At 49.3% G+C, this 19,620-nt stretch carries 21 protein-coding genes; 8 read left to right on the top strand and 13 right to left on the bottom strand.

Annotated elements, in window-relative coordinates:
* Positions 1-161 precede the first annotated feature (161 nt).
* The 3 genes from hda to EL386_RS04705 are packed head-to-tail and all read right to left on the bottom strand — an operon-like array spanning position 162 to position 3,108.
* Complete coding sequence (gene hda / locus EL386_RS04715; RefSeq protein ID WP_126453925.1) at positions 162-851, bottom strand: DnaA regulatory inactivator Hda; 690 nt, start codon at positions 849-851, stop codon at positions 162-164.
* A 21-nt stretch (positions 852-872) separates the two neighbouring features.
* Positions 873-1,967 (bottom strand): AI-2E family transporter, encoded by a 1,095-nt coding sequence (locus EL386_RS04710; RefSeq protein WP_126453923.1) that lies wholly within the window; start codon positions 1,965-1,967, stop codon positions 873-875.
* Positions 1,968-2,013: 46 nt separating this feature from the next.
* Complete coding sequence (locus tag EL386_RS04705; protein ID WP_126453920.1) at positions 2,014-3,108, bottom strand: DUF2066 domain-containing protein; 1,095 nt, start codon at positions 3,106-3,108, stop codon at positions 2,014-2,016.
* Positions 3,109-3,275: 167 nt separating this feature from the next.
* Between EL386_RS04705 and purM the strand changes: the two genes are divergently transcribed.
* Genes purM through EL386_RS15865 form a run of 6 tightly spaced genes read left to right on the top strand, consistent with a single transcriptional unit; the run spans position 3,276 to position 7,207 of the window.
* A complete protein-coding gene (purM, locus tag EL386_RS04700; protein WP_126453918.1) occupies positions 3,276-4,328 on the top strand; it encodes a phosphoribosylformylglycinamidine cyclo-ligase in 1,053 nt (350 codons plus the stop codon).
* A 29-nt stretch (positions 4,329-4,357) separates the two neighbouring features.
* Positions 4,358-5,017, top strand: coding sequence for a phosphoribosylglycinamide formyltransferase (gene purN, locus EL386_RS04695; protein WP_126457228.1), 660 nt, complete (start codon positions 4,358-4,360; stop codon positions 5,015-5,017).
* Positions 4,953-5,711, top strand: coding sequence for a DUF3108 domain-containing protein (locus EL386_RS04690; protein ID WP_172597616.1), 759 nt, complete (start codon positions 4,953-4,955; stop codon positions 5,709-5,711). Before purN ends, EL386_RS04690 begins: the two co-directional genes overlap by 65 nt.
* Positions 5,712-5,713: 2 nt before the next feature.
* Positions 5,714-6,103: a hypothetical protein gene (locus tag EL386_RS04685; protein ID WP_126453914.1), complete on the top strand. Its 390-nt coding sequence runs from the start codon at positions 5,714-5,716 to the stop codon at positions 6,101-6,103.
* A gap of 54 nt (positions 6,104-6,157) precedes the next feature.
* Positions 6,158-7,060, top strand: coding sequence for a hypothetical protein (locus EL386_RS04680; protein WP_126453912.1), 903 nt, complete (start codon positions 6,158-6,160; stop codon positions 7,058-7,060).
* Positions 7,061-7,084: 24 nt separating this feature from the next.
* On the top strand, positions 7,085-7,207 hold the full coding sequence (locus EL386_RS15865) for a hypothetical protein (RefSeq protein ID WP_269471116.1): 123 nt from the start codon (positions 7,085-7,087) through the stop codon (positions 7,205-7,207).
* 83 nt (positions 7,208-7,290) lie between these two features.
* On the opposite strand, the gene EL386_RS04675 is transcribed toward EL386_RS15865, so the two are convergent.
* Genes EL386_RS04675 through EL386_RS04665 form a run of 3 tightly spaced genes read right to left on the bottom strand, consistent with a single transcriptional unit; the run spans position 7,291 to position 8,074 of the window.
* Positions 7,291-7,680: a response regulator gene (locus tag EL386_RS04675; RefSeq protein WP_126453910.1), complete on the bottom strand. Its 390-nt coding sequence runs from the start codon at positions 7,678-7,680 to the stop codon at positions 7,291-7,293.
* A 2-nt stretch (positions 7,681-7,682) separates the two neighbouring features.
* Positions 7,683-7,865: a PA3496 family putative envelope integrity protein gene (locus tag EL386_RS04670; protein WP_126453908.1), complete on the bottom strand. Its 183-nt coding sequence runs from the start codon at positions 7,863-7,865 to the stop codon at positions 7,683-7,685.
* Positions 7,853-8,074, bottom strand: a complete 222-nt coding sequence (locus EL386_RS04665; protein WP_126453906.1) for a hypothetical protein — start codon at positions 8,072-8,074, stop codon at positions 7,853-7,855. Before EL386_RS04665 ends, EL386_RS04670 begins: the two co-directional genes overlap by 13 nt.
* A gap of 424 nt (positions 8,075-8,498) precedes the next feature.
* Here EL386_RS04665 and EL386_RS04660 point away from each other — a divergent pair, with 424 nt between their 5' ends.
* Positions 8,499-9,176, top strand: a complete 678-nt coding sequence (locus EL386_RS04660; protein WP_126453904.1) for a spondin domain-containing protein — start codon at positions 8,499-8,501, stop codon at positions 9,174-9,176.
* Between the two features lie 269 nt (positions 9,177-9,445).
* Complete coding sequence (locus tag EL386_RS04655; protein ID WP_126453902.1) at positions 9,446-10,042, top strand: hypothetical protein; 597 nt, start codon at positions 9,446-9,448, stop codon at positions 10,040-10,042.
* Between the two features lie 98 nt (positions 10,043-10,140).
* On the opposite strand, the gene EL386_RS04650 is transcribed toward EL386_RS04655, so the two are convergent.
* The 7 genes from EL386_RS04650 to EL386_RS04620 form a co-directional block, all read right to left on the bottom strand.
* Positions 10,141-10,761 carry a metallophosphoesterase family protein gene (locus EL386_RS04650; protein WP_126453900.1) on the bottom strand — a complete coding sequence of 207 codons (621 nt, stop codon included), beginning with the start codon at positions 10,759-10,761 and terminating at the stop codon, positions 10,141-10,143.
* 410 nt (positions 10,762-11,171) lie between these two features.
* The gene (locus tag EL386_RS04645) at positions 11,172-11,903 is read right to left on the bottom strand and encodes a hypothetical protein (protein ID WP_126453898.1); all 732 of its coding nucleotides are present in this window, start codon (positions 11,901-11,903) and stop codon (positions 11,172-11,174) included.
* A gap of 97 nt (positions 11,904-12,000) precedes the next feature.
* Positions 12,001-12,567 carry a histidine phosphatase family protein gene (locus EL386_RS04640; protein ID WP_126453896.1) on the bottom strand — a complete coding sequence of 189 codons (567 nt, stop codon included), beginning with the start codon at positions 12,565-12,567 and terminating at the stop codon, positions 12,001-12,003.
* Positions 12,568-13,026: 459 nt separating this feature from the next.
* Positions 13,027-16,185 (bottom strand): efflux RND transporter permease subunit, encoded by a 3,159-nt coding sequence (locus EL386_RS04635; RefSeq protein ID WP_126453893.1) that lies wholly within the window; start codon positions 16,183-16,185, stop codon positions 13,027-13,029.
* Between the two features lie 75 nt (positions 16,186-16,260).
* Positions 16,261-17,451: an efflux RND transporter periplasmic adaptor subunit gene (locus EL386_RS04630; protein ID WP_197722148.1), complete on the bottom strand. Its 1,191-nt coding sequence runs from the start codon at positions 17,449-17,451 to the stop codon at positions 16,261-16,263.
* A 79-nt stretch (positions 17,452-17,530) separates the two neighbouring features.
* A complete protein-coding gene (locus EL386_RS04625) occupies positions 17,531-18,193 on the bottom strand; it encodes a TetR/AcrR family transcriptional regulator (protein WP_197722147.1) in 663 nt (220 codons plus the stop codon).
* A gap of 637 nt (positions 18,194-18,830) precedes the next feature.
* Entirely contained in the window at positions 18,831-19,502 is a 672-nt protein-coding gene (locus tag EL386_RS04620; protein ID WP_126453891.1) for a DUF4395 domain-containing protein, read from the bottom strand.
* Positions 19,503-19,620: the final 118 nt, after the last annotated feature.

The following is a 19,620-nucleotide window of genomic DNA, read 5'->3' as shown; positions in this document are numbered from 1 at the left end:
TTCGCGCACCATTAAATAAAAGTATGTCCGTTTGTTAGTGGTGCGCAAAGCGCACCCTACTGATAAGTGAATATATTTAAAGCATGCGAACGTGACATTATAAAGATTTACTTTGTGTCCCTTCGTGAACTTTGCGGTTAGTTATTTTTATAGCTTATCGTTTAATCAACAAACTGCCGCACGAAGGGAATGGTCAGCTTGCGTTGTGCAACCAGTGATTCGCGATCGAGTTTTTCCAGCAGGTCAAACAGGCTGTTCATATCCCGCGCGCAACGCTTGAGCAGGTAGGCCACCACTTCTCCCGGCAGGTCCAGGCCACGGCCCCTGGCCCTTAACTGCAAGGCCGCGGTGAGTTGTTCGTCATCGAGAGACTGCAACAAAAATACCAGCCCCCAGACCAGGCGTGATTGCAGGTCAGGCAGTTTCACGGCCAGTGCTGTCGGGTGCGTATTGGCGGCAACGATCAGCCGTGCCCCGGCATCGCGCACACGATTATAGAGATGAAAGATCGCCTCTTCCCAGTCGGCATCACCGACAATGGCATCCAGGTCATCGATACAGAGCAGGTGCATGTCTTCAAGACCTTCCAGCATCTCAACACTGAACTGTTCGCGCTGGCGCAATGGCAGATAGACCACCGACTGGCCCGACTCGCTGGCGGCATGACAGGCCGCCTGTAACAGATGGCTCTTACCACTGCCGACAGCACCGTGCACAAAGATAAAACCTTCGCCCTCCAGTCGCGCGCACTGTTGCAACTGCGCCAGTACCTGTTCGTTATCGGCGGGATAAAAATTGTCAAAGGTTGCGCTGTCACGCAGGCCGATGTGCAGGGGTAATTGAGCAGGCATAGAAAAAGTATTGAGGCTACGTTAGCAACCATCACCACATTGGCCATTGTCCGTTTCGCCCTGGTTTGTCGCGCCGTAGAGCTCACTGCGACGATAACTGTCATGGGCATGACGGATAATCACCACGATCACGGCCGCCACCGGCAAGGCGAGCAGGATGCCAAAGAAACCGAATAACTGACCAAAGGCAGCGATGGCAAAGATCACGGCCACCGGGTGCAGGCCAATCTTGTCACCGACCAGCAACGGCGTCAGCACAAAACTTTCCAGCAACTGGCCGACACCGAATACGACGAGCAGTGGCCAGAGGGCAACAATATCCTGAAACTGGAACAGGCCCGCGGCCACCGCCAGCAAGACACCGATGATCATGCCCAGATAGGGCACGAAACTCACCAGACCCGCGATGAGGCCGATAAGCACCGCATAGTCGAGCCCCATCAGCAATAAACCTACCGAGTAAACTACGCTGAGACTCAACATGACGAGTAACTGGCCACGCATAAAGGCACCGAGGACGTCATCCGACTCCGTCGCAAGTTTTACCAACAGGGGTTCGATGGAGCGTGGTAACAACTCGCGTATCCGCGCCATCATCACGTCCCAGTCGCGCAGCATATAAAAGGTCACCAGTGGCACCAGGACGATATTCGCCAGTAGTGCAAACAGGGTGGCACCGGACTGGCTGATGGAGGTCAGGACACTCACCGCCAGACCCCCGGCCTGTTGCCAGTGCGCCTGCAAGGCCTGCTTGAGTGCACTGATATCCGGTACGGTCTCCAGGCCAAGGCGCGCCTGCACCCAAGGCAGGACCGTAGCCTGTAACCAATCGATATATGCGGGCAGGCGTGAGATAAAGGTGCCCATTTGTTTTTCGATCAAGGGCACCAGTATCAGCAGCAATAACAGGAGCAACAGGCTCAGGCTGATAAACACCACACTCACCGCCAGGGTTCGCGAGAATTTTCTGGCCTCCATCCGGTCGACCAGGGGGTCACAGATATAAGACAGCAGCGCCGCCAGCAGGAAGGGGGTCAATACCGGTGCCAACAGGTAAAGCAGGACCCCGCCCCCGCTGAGCAGGGCCAGCACCAGCCAGGTACGATTATCAGTCACGTCTAGTCTCCCCATAATGCTTCATTTTTATCCGTAACGACTGTGTTCAGGGTAAAAGCCGAAAGACGATGTCGGCGGCATCGGTGACCGCTGCGGGCGGTGCGGGTCTCTGCTCCCCAGCCGTCTCAGCCAGCTGTAAAACCGGCTGACTGCTGAGGCGCACCGCATCCAGCAGGCCCTGGCGGTCACCACGTGTCTTGATGGTAAAAAGCACCTGCTCGGCATCAATCTGCCCGGCCTGGACATCGGTCACGCCACTAAGGCCGCGCAGGTAGCGCTCACTGCGGGCAAAATCGGCCAGGTTACGAATATCCCGCAAGCGGATGCGCAACACGCCGGACTGGTTATTCGCCAGTGGCTGGCGGACAAAACGCGCCGCCAGTGTTGAGGCGGTCCCTTCGACGCCCATATTCAGGGCCGTTTCCAGCAAACCCGTGTGTGACCAGTCATAAACCTGCCCGGCCAGGTTCAGGCTCCAGCGCGCCTGCCAGCGTCCCCCGTCCAGTTCCAACAAACGGCCGACAAGGATGGCCTCCGGGGCATAACGTTGCGAGGCGGCGCGGATGGTCTCCTGAAAGTTAATCCATACATCGGTGGCCTTCAATCGCTGCTGGTCTTCAAGGTCCAACAGCGGCAACACCAGCGGGATCCCACGTCGACGGGCACTGTCTCGTAATCCTGCCAACAACTCGGATTCATCACTGCCCCCCAGCAGGCGACGTTGCCCACCCTCGTCAACGACCAGCCATAACACGGTACTCGGCCGTGTCCGTCCCCAGACGGGGATATTGATCGCTCTCAGGGCCTTATCCAGTCCCTGTTGGTTAAAGCGCATCCATAACCATTGCTGGGGCGCCCCGTCCGGACTGCTGGCCGCCGGTGCCTCGTTGCGGTAGCGGTACTGTTGAAGGAGTTGCAGACTCTGATCCAGCAAACCCGGAACCCCGGGTAGCAGGGCCGCTTGTTCATTGCCCGATACTTTTATAATGACCTCGGCGAGGGCCTGACGCACCGCATTATGGCGCTCGGTACGGCCCTGTCCGCTCACCAGCAATTCGGTTTCATAGAGGTCGGTGACCTCGACCGCCCACAGCGGACATGCACCGATCCCCAATAACACCAGTAAAATCAACGCTCGCACGTTTCAACATCCTCGATTTCGGCACCACCACCCGGTGATGGCCATTTTCCTGTCCTGATTATACCCATCTGCCCCCCCTGCAAGGCAAAATCGTCTGCTTTGTTTGCACAAGGCGGGGTGCCCCGATACCATTAGCGCCCTGATTTCTTCCAGCCGGAGCCATACACGTGAGCCAAAACGACCAACCGCCTTCTTCATCGCTGAGTTACCGCGATGCAGGTGTTGACATCGATGCGGGCAATGCCCTGATCGAGCGTATCAAGCCGATTGCCGCCGCCACCCGGCGCAGTGGCATGCTTGACGGCCTGGGGGGTTTTGGCGCCCTGTTCGAGATCCCGAAAAATTACACTGACCCGGTACTGGTCTCCGGCACCGACGGGGTCGGCACCAAGCTGAGACTGGCCATCGACCTCGGCCTGCATGACACTATCGGCATCGACCTCGTCGCCATGTGCGCCAATGACCTGATCGTGCAGGGTGCCGAACCGTTGTTCTTCCTCGACTACTTTGCCACCGGTAAGCTCGACCTCGACACGGCCACGGACGTTATTAAAGGTATTGGTCGTGGCTGTGAACTGGCCGGCTGTGCCCTGATCGGTGGCGAGACCGCCGAAATGCCCGGCATGTACCATGAGGGTGACTACGACCTGGCCGGCTTCTGCGTTGGTGCGGTGGAGCGCGCGGCCATTATTGATGGCAGCAAGGTCACCACCGGCGATGTCCTGATTGGCCTGGAATCGAGTGGCCCGCATTCAAACGGTTATTCGCTGATCCGCAAGATCATCGAGGTCAGCGGCGCCAAACTCAGTGATGATTTCGGTGACAGCACACTTGGCCAGACCCTGCTGGCCCCGACCCGCCTGTATGTGAAACCCTTGCTGGAGTTGTGTCGCCTGGTGGATGTACACGCCATGGCCCACATTACCGGTGGCGGTTTGACCGAAAACCTGCCGCGCGTGCTGCCGGACAATGCCGTCGCCCGTATCGATACCTCGAGCTGGCAACGCCCGGCCGTGTTCGACTGGCTGCAGCAACACGGCAATGTCGAAGACAGCGAGATGTATCGCACCTTTAACTGCGGCATTGGCATGGTCGTGTGTGTCACCGCTGCCGATGCCGACAAGGCCCTGGAAATTCTGAATGACAGCGGTGAACAGGCCGGCCGCATTGGCGAGATCGTTGCCGCCGAAGGTAACAGCCCACAGGTCGTGCTCTACTAAACGTGAGTACTCCCCCTGCGCCTAACGCCATGCCGGTGGTTATCCTGATCTCGGGCAGTGGCAGTAACCTGCAATCCATCATTGATGGCGTGCAGGCCGGCGACCTGCCTATCGACATCCGCGCCGTCATCAGCAACCAGGCCGAGGCCCACGGGCTACAACGTGCGAAGGCCGCGGGCATCCATACCGAGGTGGTCAACCACCGTGACTACCCGAGCCGGGAAGACTTTGACCGTGCCCTGCAGGCGGCCATAGATGCCCACGAGCCGGCGCTGGTCATACTCGCCGGTTTCATGCGTATCCTCAGCCACGCGTTTGTCGAACACTACCTTGGCCGCATGCTCAACATCCACCCGGCCCTGCTGCCACATTTCCCCGGCCTGAATACACATGAACGCGCCCTGCAAGATGGTGTCCAAGAACACGGTGCCACGGTGCACTTTGTCACCACCGAGGTGGATGGCGGCCCACGGGTACTCCAGGCACGTGTGCCGGTACGGGCAGGTGACAGCCCGGACGACCTCGCTGCACGGGTACTGGAACAGGAGCACCGGATATTTCCACAAGCGATTCGCTGGTTTGCCGAGGGTCGCCTGAAGATGCAATATGATAAAGTCTTACTTGATGATAAACCTCTACCGACAAGCGGCATCGACTTTGCGGACATCCCTGCTGATTCGGCCGATTAGCCTGCTGCTTGCGGGGTTTAGCCTGTGCCTCCCCGGCCTCCTTCACGCCGAGACGATTACCCGCCCGTTCACCGCGCAGTATGAGGTCAGTCGCAATGACAGCAAGATCGGCGAACGTATACACCAACTCAGTAAAACCGGCGATGGCTACCTGTTCGAGGCACGCATGCATACCACCGGGCTGGCCGCCTTGTTAAAACCGGGCGAAGTCACCGAACGCAGTCATTGGCTGCTCAACAATAACCGCGTCCAGCCACAACATTACGAATACCTCGATAGTAGTGATAACTCGCGCACCACAAGGCTCCAGTTTGACTGGCAGCATCAGCGCGTCACCAATCGCATTGGCGACAAACCCTGGGGCATGGATATCCCGACCGGCACGCAGGATAAATTCGGTTACATGCTGGCCCTCATGCACGACCTGCAACAGGGCAATACCGCACCTGAATACCAGATTGCCGATGGTGGCCGACTTAAAACCTATCGCTTCGTATCAGAAGGCAAGGTCTTGCTCGATACCGTGCTGGGTAAACTTGAGACCATCAAGCTGCAGCGTATTCGTGTCGGCAAGAAAAATCGCAAGATATTTATCTGGTGCGCCCCGTCACTGGGTTACTTGCCGGTAAAAATCGAACGCCATAAAAAAGACACGGTTTACACCATGCTCATCCAGAAAATTGAAGGACCTTAGGCGTGCATAAGACTCTTGGCACTATTATTGGTATTGCGCTGCTCATTCTCATCAGCTGGTTTAGCCTGCGACTTTACCAGGTGACGTCGCAACCCGGACTCAAGCTGAAAAACAATATCTTTAGCGTGGTGAATTGTGAACAGCCACGAGATGAACATGCCGCTATGGCCTGTCCCTACCTGTACTGTAATAAGGCCCTGCTGGAGTCGGGTGAAATTCCCGAGAATGCCAGCATCAGTCGTTCACCAGAGGCTCAACCCCCTGTCGGCAACAACAGCATTGATGGCCTGATTCGCTATACGACGAAGGAAAACGTCCCGGTCCGCCAGCGATTTCAATGCCAGATGCAAGGTGATACGGTTATCCGCTATAAAATACTTGCAATTGAGTGAAATCAGGCTGTAATTAAACTCTGAACAACAAGCACAGATAAAATAATAACCCGTATGGATGATAACAAAGCTGCTAGTTCAGCCAATAAGCTGGCCCTGATCACCGAACAGCGTTCTGCGCTGGAGAAGGTCGTCAAGATCAGCCTGGCCATTACTCGCCTGCAAAGCGGCCTGGAAAGCATGCTGATACTGGGCCAGGAAACAAGCCAGCTCTCGCAAGGGCACATAAAAACCTTTGAGATCATCAGCAAGAGCATCAAGCACCTGCCGACAGACAAGCTAAAAAGCGCCCTCACACACCTGGACTCCTATATCAACACAGCCCTGCATAGTGTCATGGACCTAGTTGCCCAGGGTGAAACATTGCTTATCGAAGACGATGTTGATGCCGGAAAACTCGGCAATATACACAAAGACATTCACAGTCGCCTGAATACCTTTCGCCGCAAGTCACAGACTGCGGTCGTTGTCAGGCTACTGTTGCGTAAACGCGGTATCAACACGGCCCCCTTCAGCCTGCCGATACCCGAATCGAGCATTACTGACAAAATCACTGAACTGGAAGGCAAGGAGAAACACTGTCGGCAACGTATCAAGAATGAAATCGACATTATGGAGACGTATGTTGACAGCCTGCTGAAAACGGAAGGCCTGCCTGCGTCCACCTGCGAAGAGATGCGAGAAGTTAAGGCCTCCCTGCAAAAGAATCGCCAGCACCTCCTGGCAGGCAGGCCGATTGAAGAGATGCCCATTGTCTTTGAGATCATCGAGATGGGTGATGAAAGTAAGATCTATGACCTGGGCAGTGATGCGCTCAATGAAGAGCAAGTCATCCCGGATGAGACGCAAGCAGAAACCGAACAGAACCGGATGCACCGTGGTTTTTACAGTCGTCTCAAAGACTGGCTGGCCAGCCCGGTGAATGTTCGCTGGAAGGATATCGATAAGTACAAGTAGTGTCGCCCATCCCGGGAATGGCATATGAAACGAATCGATACCGAAATGATTAATAAAATTCTTGCCGATGCCAAATCTGGCCATCTGAATTTACCCAGCCCGCCTGAGTTTGCCCAGGAACTCCATGCCACCAAAGAAGCCGTTTGAAAAGTGCCTTTGTACGACCTCGGTCCGAAAGAATGTATCCAACCACGCAAGGATGCCGAAATGGAAATGGATGTCGTCAACGACTAGGCAGGCCTGGCGATGCAGTGATCCACCTGACCGAGCAGGCCCTTCATATTAAAGGGCTTGGTGATATAACCACAGGCCCCACTGCGTAAACACTCCAGCGTTGTATCACTGTCGCTCAATGCGGTCAGCATAATAACCGGGATACGTTCTGTCTCTGCTCGTTGACGCATCTGCCTGAGCAGGTGAATGCCATTGATCAGCGGCATATTAATATCCACTACAGCCAGGTCTATGAGCTGCTGTTCCATAAACCCCAGTGCCGTTTTCGCATCATTGGCGATCAGCGTCTGGTAACCTGCCGTTTTCAGTACCCGGGCAACCAGCTCGGCAATTTCTTCCACATCGTCAACGACCAGTATGGTGTAATGATTATTCGCCATGGACATGATCAGCCATCTGTTCCATAAAAATCCAGTTGCCGTTTCAATCGTCGCTGTTCGCGAATATCTTCAATCTTGCGACGTGCCTTAAGGCGCTTTTTTCCAGACGTCTCTTTCCTGTCAAGATTTTTCGCCAGCTGCTCCATGTCTTCCGGAAAGGCTTCATCGTAATAATCATTTATGCGTGACATGTCTCGTCTCTCCTCTCCCTGTGAACACCTGCACCCCTGACATCGCTGTTATCCAGACGCTCTTTGAAGCTATCCCGCAGGATGGCAAAGGCCTCCATCTGCGCACGGGAATAACGGCGGTTTGCCTGTTCCGAGCGTGCCAATAGCCACTCCAGCTTGCCGAGGGTCTTTTTAATATTTTCCTGGTTGACTTCTGTCTGTGTATTCATCCTGTACACTCCTTCTCATCAGTAGATGAAGTACATTTTCGGTAAGGATTATGACAAGATGATGAACCCGGCACGGCAGTTTAGTGACATCTCATTCTGACGGGAACCTTGGCTCTATAATATCGGGGTGTTATGCTTTTCGTCACAACAGGGAGATAAAAAACAAATGTCGCCAGCCCCTTCTACCCCACTGTGATAGCGGTTACCTCAACCTCTCCCCTTGCCATGATCATCCTTGCTATATGGATAGAAAACCTGAAAGACGCCACGCCATAACCCGCTTGGAAACATTTCTTTCGTCTTTGCTGAACGAACGTCCCTAGACTCTGTCTATATATTTTCTCTGTGTTAATACACGCCCGCTATAAGCGTGCCCACAGGCTGTTCTTTAATCTGGATATAACAACGTATAAGGAGATATACCATGAAAAAGTCCCTTTCATTTGTCAGCCCATTACTACTCGCCTCAACGCTGATTGTCACTGCACCACTCGTACAGGCCGCTGATGAGGACACGTTATACAGTGTCACGATTACCAATATTACCCGGGGCCAGAACTTTACCCCGATCCTGACGGCCACACATAGAGGGGGGATCAACCTGTTCACCCTCGGCACACCCGCCAGCGATAATCTGGCAATGATCGCAGAAGGTGGAAATATCGCACCGTTAGCGGCCGAACTCTCGACGCGCAGCAATGTAACCGCCATCACCCATTCGGAGGGTCTGCTCGGCCCGGGTCAGTCCGTCACCCTGACCCTCGATGGTGAACGCGCCAGGCGTCTTAGCCTTGTCGCCATGCTCCTGCCCACCAACGACGGCTTCTTTGCCCTCAATGGTGTCAAACTACCCAAGGGCAAGCGCAGCGTGACCTACACCTCGCCTGCCTACGATGCCGGCAGCGAACCGAATGACGAACTCTGTGTTTCCATCCCCGGCCCCGACACCATTTGTAGTGGCGAGGGCTACTCACCCGAGGTAGATGGTGAAGGCTACGTGCACATCCATGCGGGCATTCACGGTATTGGCGATCTCAACGCCGCTGACAATGACTGGCGTAACCCGGTTGCGCAAATTGTTGTAAAACGCCTCGACGACTAACAGTAACCGGCGGCAGTAAGCCAAACGGGCGGAGTGGATGGACGTTCATCCCTCCGTCCCCTTGCCGCGTATATCAGCAATGACTAACCTTCCCGACGTGTTCCCAAGGCTTTAAACGGCCTGCTCAACCGAGAATTTGCAAGCATAACAATAGCTTTTGATTTTTATTTGCCCGGCAAAAATATTGACAGAGATCAAATTAATCGCACCGTTCAATCATTAATCTGTGTACGTCTAGTGGAATAACTCAATTCGCAAGGGGGACTACAATGAACACATCTAATGTATTGAATAAAACCCTGATCACCGCCGTATCTGCTATCTTACTAAGCATGCCTGCCTTGAGCCTGGCCGGTCATGCCGACAAAGATGACAAGGCCCGTAGCGGTACCGTAGTGTGTGGTGGTAACCAACTCAACCGCCTGCCGGGGAGCGATGCAAACGCCGCCAACGGCACTGAGGCACACCGCGCCAACTATGTGTTTAGAAACTATGCGAACGGTAATATCAGCATTGACCGCATGCAATTCTTCGATGCCCAGGGGGCAACGCTTTACGATACCGCCATCAGTGGACTACCGACTTTTAATAATGACGTACTCGGCCCCGATAACATCATAGAGCCCAATCAGACCGCCCACCTGTCACTTGACGATGTTATAGGCGATATAAGTTTGCCCAGAAATAATCGCCCAATCCAATTGCGGATAGATTGGTCTGCCGCATCAAGAGTGCTTAAACCGGATATGGTGCTGGTGCGAATAATACGCAGACGCGAGAACGTGGGTACCCCGGAGCTGCCTGATTTCAGAATACGCGAAGAAAGAAGCCGGCACCTGTACGAATGCCGACATATCACCCGATAGCTACAGCTGTCTTCCCCGCTTCTTAACGGCATTATAGGAATAAGGGCCGGTGACCAATCAGGATCATGCCCATTGGTCACCGACCGCTTTTATTTCTGTTAGGGCGTGCCGGGCATACCGCCACTCCAGTTCCAGCTGCGCTGTATCTCCTCGCCGGATAAGGCTAACCATTCCACGCTGCAGTCGGGCAAGCTTAGGATGGCACAGCTATGGTTGAAGACGGTGCTGCCGGGGTTAATCACCAGCGTGTTGGCCATGGGCTCGGCAAAGACCTGGTGCGTGTGGCCGACGATCAACACATCATGTTGAAAACCCTCCAACTCCCCTGCCCAGGCGAGTTGTTGCACGAGGATCTTCTCGCCCTGCTGGTCGAGTAAACGAATGCCGTCGATACAGGAATCCGGTGGGCTGGCGTGCACCATATAAACCGACACGCCTTCAATCGTCAGTTGCCTTGAGGTCGGCAAGGCCTGGAAGAAATCGGCCAGGGGACTGTCGGCATGGTCTTCAAGAAACCACTGGTCATGGTTGCCGAGGATAGACAGGCAGCCGCTCTCCTCTAACAAGGCGACGGTCGGTTCGAGTGCCTCACCGTAACCGGCGATATCCCCCAAGCAGAAGACCTGCTCGATCCCCTGCAGGCCAAACAGAGACAGGGCCTCCGCCACCGGAGCAGGCGTGGCATGGACATCACTGATCAGGCCGATTCGGGTTGTCATGGTGACTTATATTAACCTCACCCCTATATTAAAGAAAACTGTGACCAGAACGAATATCATGAGTTGCCTGGACCCGAAGGGTTCTGCAAGACAGCATAATTGCCTTGACCCTTCATAGATGGGTAAGGTATCCATAATTGCCCTGACTCCGGAGGAATAGGGTATCCATAATGAACCTGCAAGGCTCTATGGTGTAACCTGCGAAGGTTCTATGGTGAAACCTGCAAGGGTTCTTTGGTCAAGAAAGTACTTAATGAAGCTCGTTAGAGATTCTAAGTGTGCTCTGGCCCCAGTTATTGATCCTGCCTTCATCTATTGCGTGTGTCAGTACAGATAGGAGATCAGCAATGATTATTTATTATTGATCACTTGACTCGGGAGGGAGTCCATATAATTTGTTAGGTGACATCTTATTCAACTCTTGATATTGGTACCATTAAATCGCTAATTCTACTCAAGTTTATTATTTTCTCATTTATTTCTATTTCTATTTCTCGCGAGAAGCGATCTACATTGACGATTTCACCAGTATTACTTTTGTATAGGCATGTATCACCTTTAACTACTTGACTCCACTTATATGGTTTCCAAAATGGCTTAAGAGGTGTCAACAAATGTTGATCACGCTGCCATATCTCTCTCCTAATATCCCCGATCCGGCCACTTTTTAAAACATTTATTGCTTTAATGATCCAAAATGGCCCCTTAGTATAATCATATACTGCATATACTGATTCAACAGACCATATTCCGTTTTGGCGAGTACGTATTTTAAATCTATCACTTTTTTTAAAAGGGCATGTTGATGCAATATGCGCCTTTAAATAATCATCTATTTTTCGTCTCGAATCCTTCTCATTTCTCTCATTTATATAGTGCTCATGTAGAAGTCTATATAAGTCTGCATGTGACTCTGTAATTCCTTTCTTCTCGTTCTCTGATATTACATATCTATTCCAGTCAGAAACTGCATACCTATCTTCTTCTCCACGAAATAGTACATTACATGTAGTACATCCAACTTCTGTATATTCATGAACATGATAATCAAGATCTGGGTACCAGCGAATTACCAACCCATCCTTAGAATTGCAGATTGGGCATGTTTTAAAACCATCATCTGACGCACTCCTTTCAAACATCGTGTCACCTAACGATTAGCATAATTGGCAGCCAAAAACGTGCAGAGCACGGCTTTTGGTTGTCCAAGAGAGCAAAGCAAACGAATTAATGCACTTGTTATGTTTGATTGTATTGGTATATCCCATAACCCCAATGCTTACTATTTGCTTTAGTTGGCCCATGCCACCCCATGGATATCAACTGTTTATGAATAAACCAATTTAGTGTCCCGTGACCGACGAACAGAACTGAACCATGTTGCTCTGCATATGTAATGAGCTGATTAGCGCAAGTCAGTGCACGATTTTTTATCTCTGAAAGTGATTCCGCATTTGCACTGTAACCGAATAGTTGAAGAACCCTAAAAATAATCGCCCATGTTTTTGGTTTAAATTTTGGATATGTCCATCTTCCGCTTGGAATCTCGGCTTCCCTGAATAGAAACTCCGTTGTATCAGGGGTCTTTTTTAATGCCTTGGCAGATTCAATGGAGCGAGGTAAATGGCTACAGACTATTTTTGTACAGCGGGAGGCTATATTTATGGTTTCACTTGATGGTTGATACTCTTGATCTATAGTCGCCTGATCATATGCCTGTACCCACTTGTTAAAATCGCTAGCTGAAATTGCCCGTGATGTTTCAATTACTGGCCTTCCATGTCTTATGATAATTATTTCCACCATTTTTTCCTTTTAAACATAACAGTATGTTAGGTTGCGGCGTTATTATTGAGTAATAGGCCGCCGCGGCCTATTGTACGAATGACTTACCTCTCCCCAGAGGCTATCTAAAGCATTGCGCTAAATGACTATATAATCAAGCTCCATTAGATTTAGCTAATAAAAAAAGCCGGGCAATGCCCGGCTTTTAAATAAAATATCACCCTCACCCTGGCCCTCTCCCGTCAAGGGAGAGGGTCGATGAGATCAGGTCTTCGGCAGAGTAACGCCTTCCTGACCCTGGTACTTGCCAGCACGGTCCTTATATCAAGAAAGGGGTCGGTGACAAATACGAATCATTATCATAATCATTTGTCACCGACCCCTTTTATTCTTAGGCAACGATTACTTGCCTAACAATTTTCCAAGCGCAAATCATCGAACCCGGATGGTGCTTATAATATAGGCTGGGTATTACTAATTTTACAGATTGCTTGTCTTCTCTCCTTTACTAAAGGCAATTTCAAGCCTTCTGAACACCACATAAAACACAGGGGTGAATATCAAACCAAAAAAGGTTACGCCAAGCATACCGGAAAAAACTGCCACACCAATGGCTTGACGCATTTCTGACCCAGCACCCTGAGTGATTACCAAGGGCAACACGCCCATGATAAATGCAAAAGACGTCATCAGAATGGGGCGTAAGCGCAGACGTGAAGCCTCAACAGCGGCGTCTATTGTTGTACGTCCCAAACGCTCCAGGTCACGAGCAAACTCAACGATAAGGATTGCATTTTTAGAGGCCAAACCTGCCAATAGGAATAAACTTATTTGTGTAAAAATATTATTATCCCCACCTGAAATGTAGACGCCTACAATAGCCGATAAGATACTCATCGGGACAATCAGGATAACGGCCAGTGGCAAGGCAAGGCTTTCATACTGCGCAGCAAGCACGAGGAAAACCAGAAACAGACATAATGGGAATATGTATATTGCTGTATTACCAGCCAAAATTTGTTGATAAGTCAATTCAGTCCATTCGTAGCTCATTCCCGCTGGCAAGGTATCATTAAGTATTTTCACAATCGCTTGTTGCGCCTCGCCGGAAGAAAAGCCGGGGGCAGCATTGCCGTTCAAATCAGCTGAACGGTAGGTGTTATAATGCATCGCGACCTCAGGCCCAAATGCTTCTTCTACCTTTATAACTGAGCCCAATGGAACCATTTGACCTTCGTTATTACGTGTTTGCAGGCGTAGAATATCTTGCGGTGTAGAACGAAACTCTTTATCGGCCTGCGCAATGACTTGATAGGTGCGGCCAAATTGATTGAAGTCATTAACATATAAAGACCCAAGATAAATCTGCATTGTACGAAACACTTCTTCAACAGGAATACCGAGTTGTACAGCCTTGGTGCGATCAAGGTTAGCGAATAACTGTGGCACATTGACATTGTAATTAGAATAAACACGCGTCAATGCAGGATCAGTAGACGCCTTTTTCTTAACCTGATTAACCACATCATCCAGGGCCTTATAACCCTGGTCAGCCTGATCCAGTATCTGTAATTTAAAACCTCCTGTTGTACCCAGGCCTCGCACCGGCGGCGGCGGAAATATAGCAATGAATGCCTCTTCAATAGCGCCGTATTTTTGTTGCAATCGCCCTGCTATGGCACCTGCACTTAGTCTTGGTTCTTTTCGTTTGTCGAAGTCCTCTAAGGTAACAAATACGATACCGGCGCTTGCCGAATTAACAAATCCATTAACGGATAAGCCCGGAAATTGTACCGCGCTCACAACACCTTCTTCCGCGAGGGCAGCATCCGCTATTTGCCGCATCACTTTTTCAGTACGCTCCAGCGTTGCACCTGTTGGTAATTGGGCAAAACTGATCAGGTACTGTTTGTCCTGTGCAGGTATAAATCCGGGTGGTACTAATTTAAAGCTATACGCGGTAAAGCCAACAAGGACAGTAAAGATTACCATCATTATGAATTTACGGGTGGCAAATACATGAACGCGTTTCGTATAACTGTGCTGGCTTTTATCAAATGCCTTATTGAATAGATTAAATAACCAACCAAACAGATATTGCATAACTTTGGATACTTTATCTTTCGGGGCATCTGACGAGCGTAACAACAATGCACACAGAGCTGGGCTTAGTGTCAGTGAATTCAAGGTTGATATAAAGGTGGCAATAACAATTGTTAATGCAAACTGCTTATAAAACATCCCAGACAGGCCACTGATAAAGGCGATAGGAATAAATACACTCGCCACTACTAATGACGTTGCAATAATCGGGCTCGTCACTTCTTTCATCGCTTGCACAGTCGCATCGCGCGGCGTTTTTCCGTGCCGGATATTTCGTTCTACATTTTCTACCACCACGATTGCGTCATCAACAACAATACCTACCGCCAATATCAAACCAAATAATGACAAGACATTAATTGAAAACCCGAGAAAATACATAAATGCAAATGTGCCTATAATTGAGACCGGCACAGCAAGCAGGGGAATAATTGACGCTCGCCATGTTTGCAGGAAGATTATGACGACCAACACGACCAGGGCAATCGCTTCCAGTAAAGTCACGACGACAGACTTGATAGAACTGCGGACAAAAACAGTAGGGTCGTAGACAATGCTGTAGTCCATGTCTTCCGGGAAATTCTTTTTTAGCCTCTTCATGGTTTTGCGCACATTATCCGAAATATCAAGTGCATTAGCGCCAGGGGCTGCGAAAACAGGAATGGCAACAGCGGGTTTGTTGTCCAGTAAAGAACGCAGTCCGTAACTCTGCGCATCCAGTTCAATACGGGCAACATCAACGAGTCGCGTCACAGTTCCATTATTATCCCGCTTGACAAGAATTTGCTCGAACTCTTCCACACTGCGTAAGCGTCCCTGAATATTGATGGGCAGCTGCAACTCTATATTGTCTTTATAAGGTGGACCGCCAATCACTCCTGCAGCCACCTGGATATTTTGCCCACGAATCGCGTTAACGACTTCGCCTGGCGTCATCCCCCGTTCGGCAACCTTGTCGGGATTGAGCCAGATACGCATTGCATAATCACCCGAACCAAATAACCTGACCTGTCCAATCCCGGGGATTTGTGCCAGTTGATCGCGTACATGTAAGGTCCCGTAGTTACGCAGGTAAAGCATGTCATAACGTTCATTGGGAGAGCGTAAATGCACTACCATCGTTAAGTCAGGCGAGCTCTTTGCAACGGTAACGCCAAGTTGGCGAGTGATCTCGGGTAATCTTGGTAGTGCTTGCGAAACACGGTTTTGTACTAATTGTTGTGATAAGTCCGGATCGGTGCCGATAGCAAAGGTGACTGTCAGTGTCAGTTTTCCATCCGCCGATGCCAAGGAATTCATATAGAGTATATTCTCTACACCGTTAATCTGTTCTTCTAAAGGCGTCGCTACAGTTTCTGAAATAACAGACGGACTTGCGCCAGGGAATGAGGCATTGACGATCACTGAAGGTGGTGCCACTTCCGGATATTCCGCAATCGGCAACTGAAACATTGCGACAAAACCAAATACAAATATCAATAACGAGATCACACTCGCTGAAATTGGCCTGTCAATAAAATGACTTGAAAAACTCACAATTCACCCTAGGAAATGAACCTGCTACAGATAGGCACCAAACCATATCCTCTGCTGGTTTTTGTAATTAGTAAATCAGGACTTGGCTGCAGCCTTCTTTGCCGTTATAGACACTTTTGGTTCAACAAGCATATTAGGTCTTATTCTCATCAGCCCACGTATAATTACCTTGTCCCCAACTGTCAGGCCAGAGCGTACTATTCGATCTCCATCGATACTGTCGCCAAGCTGCACTTCACGATAAGTCGTTTTATTCTCAGCATTAACGACATAAACGAATTTACGATTCTGATCCGTACCAATAGCACGTTCACTTACTAAAATCCTGTTTTCTTCAGTAGCACTCCCCAGCCTCAGGCGCACGTACATGCCGGGTAATAATTTATTTTCTGGATTATCGAAAATAGCACGGGCACGAATTGTGCCTGATGAGCGGTCTATTCTGTTATCAAATGCATGAATTTTACCTCGATACATCAATTCATCACTCTGCAAACGAAGCTCTACAGGAATTTTATTCGCCGTCTTTTGCCTGGACGGAGAAATAGCATGTACATAACGCAGGTAAGTCTGCTCATCAACCTCAAAGTCTGCGTAGATATTTTTACTTGATACAATCGCAGTAAGTAAAGGCGCATTGGGGCCTGCAGAAACCAGGTTACCTTCAGTTATTTCAGCGCGACTGACGCGACCAGATACAGGCGCCCTTACGTAAGCATGACCCAGGTTAATTTCTGCTTCTGATAATTGTGCCGCAGCACTCTTCACTGTCGCTTCGGACACCAATTTAGTGTTCATGCGCTCGTCATAGATTCGTTGCGAAATCACATTTGTCTTGATCAGGTCTTTTGCCCTTTTGTATTCTTTATCCGCTAAAGTATACCGGTTACGAGCAACCATCAATTCTGCCTCTGCCTTATCAACAGCTGCCTTAAGTGGACGAGGGTCGATAATATATAAAATGTCACCCTTGCTGACGAGCTGCCCATCTTCAAATTTCACATCCGTAATGAGGCCTGTTACCTGAGGTCGTATTTCGACATAATCCACGGCTGTCAGATGTCCTGAAAAATCCTTCCATAGTCGTATGGCTTGTTCTTCGATAATCGCGACTTCAACAGGCATAGCCTGCTGTTCTGCATTTGCATTAGATTTGGTTTCTGATGCAGATACACCCTGTAAAATTAGAACGACACCAACCACTCCCAGTACAACAATAGTTATTGCTGCACCTATGAAAGAGGCTCCCTTTAATGTCTTTGTCATCAGAATAGCTCCAATCGCTTATCCGTACTTTTAGTTGGCAACTTAGTGATTAACTTACTACTACCTTGGGAAACTCGTATCATTCTGGAGGCTCTATAGTTACTTGCTCTTCTATATTGAGGATGCGAAATAAACCGGTTCTTACATCATCCTTCAGGCTCGTTAAATCATTTTGAATGCGTGCCATCATAACTTGCCCCATAATAAACGTATGGATCTCTGAAGCTTTGGCAGCGAAGTCTGTTTCCAGCGGTAACTGACCGGCATCCGCCATCTCTTGTATGGTTCTTGTGAGAAGTTGCTCCTGTCGACGAAAAATTTCGTCAACTTTTTCTCGTATAGCCTCCTCTTTTCCTGCCATCTCAGAACCCAACGAGGCAAAAGGGCAACCACAAACACGTCCATATTTGTTATATGTTTCTAGTTGCTTCTCATAGACAAAAGCCGCCAGACGCTCAAAACGTTCAGCTGCTGAAACACTTGCAGAAAATACCTTTTCCATTTCTGGCTCAAAACTTTGATAAGCCTCTTCCATGGTAGCAATAGCCAGATCCACTTTAGATGGAAAGTAGTAGTAAAAGCTTCCCTTATTTACTCCAGAGGAGGTACATATGTCATCGACGCTCACAGAGCCATAGCTGTTTTTCCAGATCAGGTCATTCGCGGTCTGAATAAGCTTGGCTTTTGTGTTGGTGGGTGAACGCCCCATATATATTCCCATAGTGTATTCAATGTTTTTCAATCATAATATATTTGACTAATTAGTCAAATATATTATCAGAACACAATAACCATATTAATTATTGGTTATTAATAATACACGGTATAGCTTTGGCACTTGCGAGATTCCGGTCAAGACGAACGGCCCTGATTTTCCGCGTAGCGGTCGATTCTTGATTGCGAATATCTAATAGTATTTATGCCCCCCAAACATCACTGCCACATGGAAGGAGAAGAATAATAGGTACGGATTTTGACTTCGGAGAGCTCTCACTCAAAACAATGGATAATAATCAGGGCCCGGGAAGCTTTGAGTCTAAAAATATCTATAGCGGCCCGGAACGACGCACTTTGACTTTGCGTCGACGCGAATTTACAACCGAAAGGGATCAGTACCCTTTTTCAAATGACCGCTTTTGGCTGCGGATTCAATTGGTCAACGCAATACCAGCACTTTTATGCACAAACTTTCGTTTACGAGACATTCTTGCTTATAAAGAACTCACTCTCACATTCTGTCTACACTTCACAGAACCCTGTAAGTGCATTGTGAGTACCTCACCCATCGCCGATGGGTCGGGAATAAAAGGAGTCAGTGACAAATGAGAATCATTATTTAATACCTTGGTTTTGATTAAATATTGGCAGCCCCTTTAATTTCACTTCCACTCCCTAAATACGCCTGTGTCATCCAATCCGAACAGGTCATAAGGAATTTCGCTAAAGCTTTCATGAAATATATTTACTATTATAATAATAAACACAATAAAGCCAAGCATGATGAGTATCTGTGACCAAGATGTTTTTTGTATGTCCTGTTTGTCATTTACATCACAAACTTCACCCGGGCAGTATTGCACCTTATCTTTGAAAAACATGGGGTAGAACAAGCAGCCCAGGCAAATACCAAAGGCAGCTTCAAAAAACAGGAAGATCAGGCAAGTAAAACAAATAATTCCGGAGATCGGGCTAACTGAATTCATCACAACGGTAAAGGTAAAAAAAAGCACACCCAATACGATACCGATATACCAAGCAAATTTTTTCTGTGCAGCACCAACATATTCAGGATTCTGATTTCTTACAATTAAACGTCCAAGAATTAACGTGGGTGCATAGCGTGGGCTGATAAACACGCGGATGATAATATCGGTCAGGAATATAATGACCGCAAACTTCAGCATGACAAAGTTCGCAATCAACGCTGCGCTCATCACCGAGATAAACATCATTAGAAACAATAGCCCTGCAGCGGCACGTATTTCGCGCTCGTTTAAAACCGGTATGTCATAACCATCAACAACTTCACCAAACTGTATGATCTTGTTCATTTCCTTTCTCCATTTAAGTGCTGTAGTAAGTTTGATCTTACGATCATCTACATTACTCCATTATTTTTCTTTGTGTGTATATTACGTTGCAATAAGGGGCCGGCGCAGTTTGGCGGTC

This window comes from Sulfuriflexus mobilis (assembly GCF_003967195.1).
GTDB classification, from domain to species: domain Bacteria; phylum Pseudomonadota; class Gammaproteobacteria; order AKS1; family AKS1; genus Sulfuriflexus; species Sulfuriflexus mobilis.
The sequence above is the reverse complement of the archived record's forward strand: the minus strand, read 5'-3'. Positions and strand labels throughout refer to the sequence as shown.

Coding starts and splice junctions, on each gene's coding strand:
- hda (WP_126453925.1), bottom strand. CDS start 851: ATGCCTGCTCAATTACCCCTGCACATCGGCCTGCGTGACAGCGCAACC.
- purN (WP_126457228.1), top strand. CDS start 4,358: ATGCCGGTGGTTATCCTGATCTCGGGCAGTGGCAGTAACCTGCAATCC.
- EL386_RS04690 (WP_172597616.1), top strand. CDS start 4,953: ATGATAAACCTCTACCGACAAGCGGCATCGACTTTGCGGACATCCCTG.
- EL386_RS04680 (WP_126453912.1), top strand. CDS start 6,158: ATGGATGATAACAAAGCTGCTAGTTCAGCCAATAAGCTGGCCCTGATC.
- EL386_RS15865 (WP_269471116.1), top strand. CDS start 7,085: ATGAAACGAATCGATACCGAAATGATTAATAAAATTCTTGCCGATGCC.
- EL386_RS04675 (WP_126453910.1), bottom strand. CDS start 7,680: ATGTCCATGGCGAATAATCATTACACCATACTGGTCGTTGACGATGTG.
- EL386_RS04670 (WP_126453908.1), bottom strand. CDS start 7,865: ATGTCACGCATAAATGATTATTACGATGAAGCCTTTCCGGAAGACATG.
- EL386_RS04665 (WP_126453906.1), bottom strand. CDS start 8,074: ATGAATACACAGACAGAAGTCAACCAGGAAAATATTAAAAAGACCCTC.
- EL386_RS04660 (WP_126453904.1), top strand. CDS start 8,499: ATGAAAAAGTCCCTTTCATTTGTCAGCCCATTACTACTCGCCTCAACG.
- EL386_RS04655 (WP_126453902.1), top strand. CDS start 9,446: ATGAACACATCTAATGTATTGAATAAAACCCTGATCACCGCCGTATCT.
- EL386_RS04650 (WP_126453900.1), bottom strand. CDS start 10,761: ATGACAACCCGAATCGGCCTGATCAGTGATGTCCATGCCACGCCTGCT.
- EL386_RS04645 (WP_126453898.1), bottom strand. CDS start 11,903: ATGTTTGAAAGGAGTGCGTCAGATGATGGTTTTAAAACATGCCCAATC.
- EL386_RS04640 (WP_126453896.1), bottom strand. CDS start 12,567: ATGGTGGAAATAATTATCATAAGACATGGAAGGCCAGTAATTGAAACA.
- EL386_RS04630 (WP_197722148.1), bottom strand. CDS start 17,451: ATGACAAAGACATTAAAGGGAGCCTCTTTCATAGGTGCAGCAATAACT.
- EL386_RS04620 (WP_126453891.1), bottom strand. CDS start 19,502: ATGAACAAGATCATACAGTTTGGTGAAGTTGTTGATGGTTATGACATA.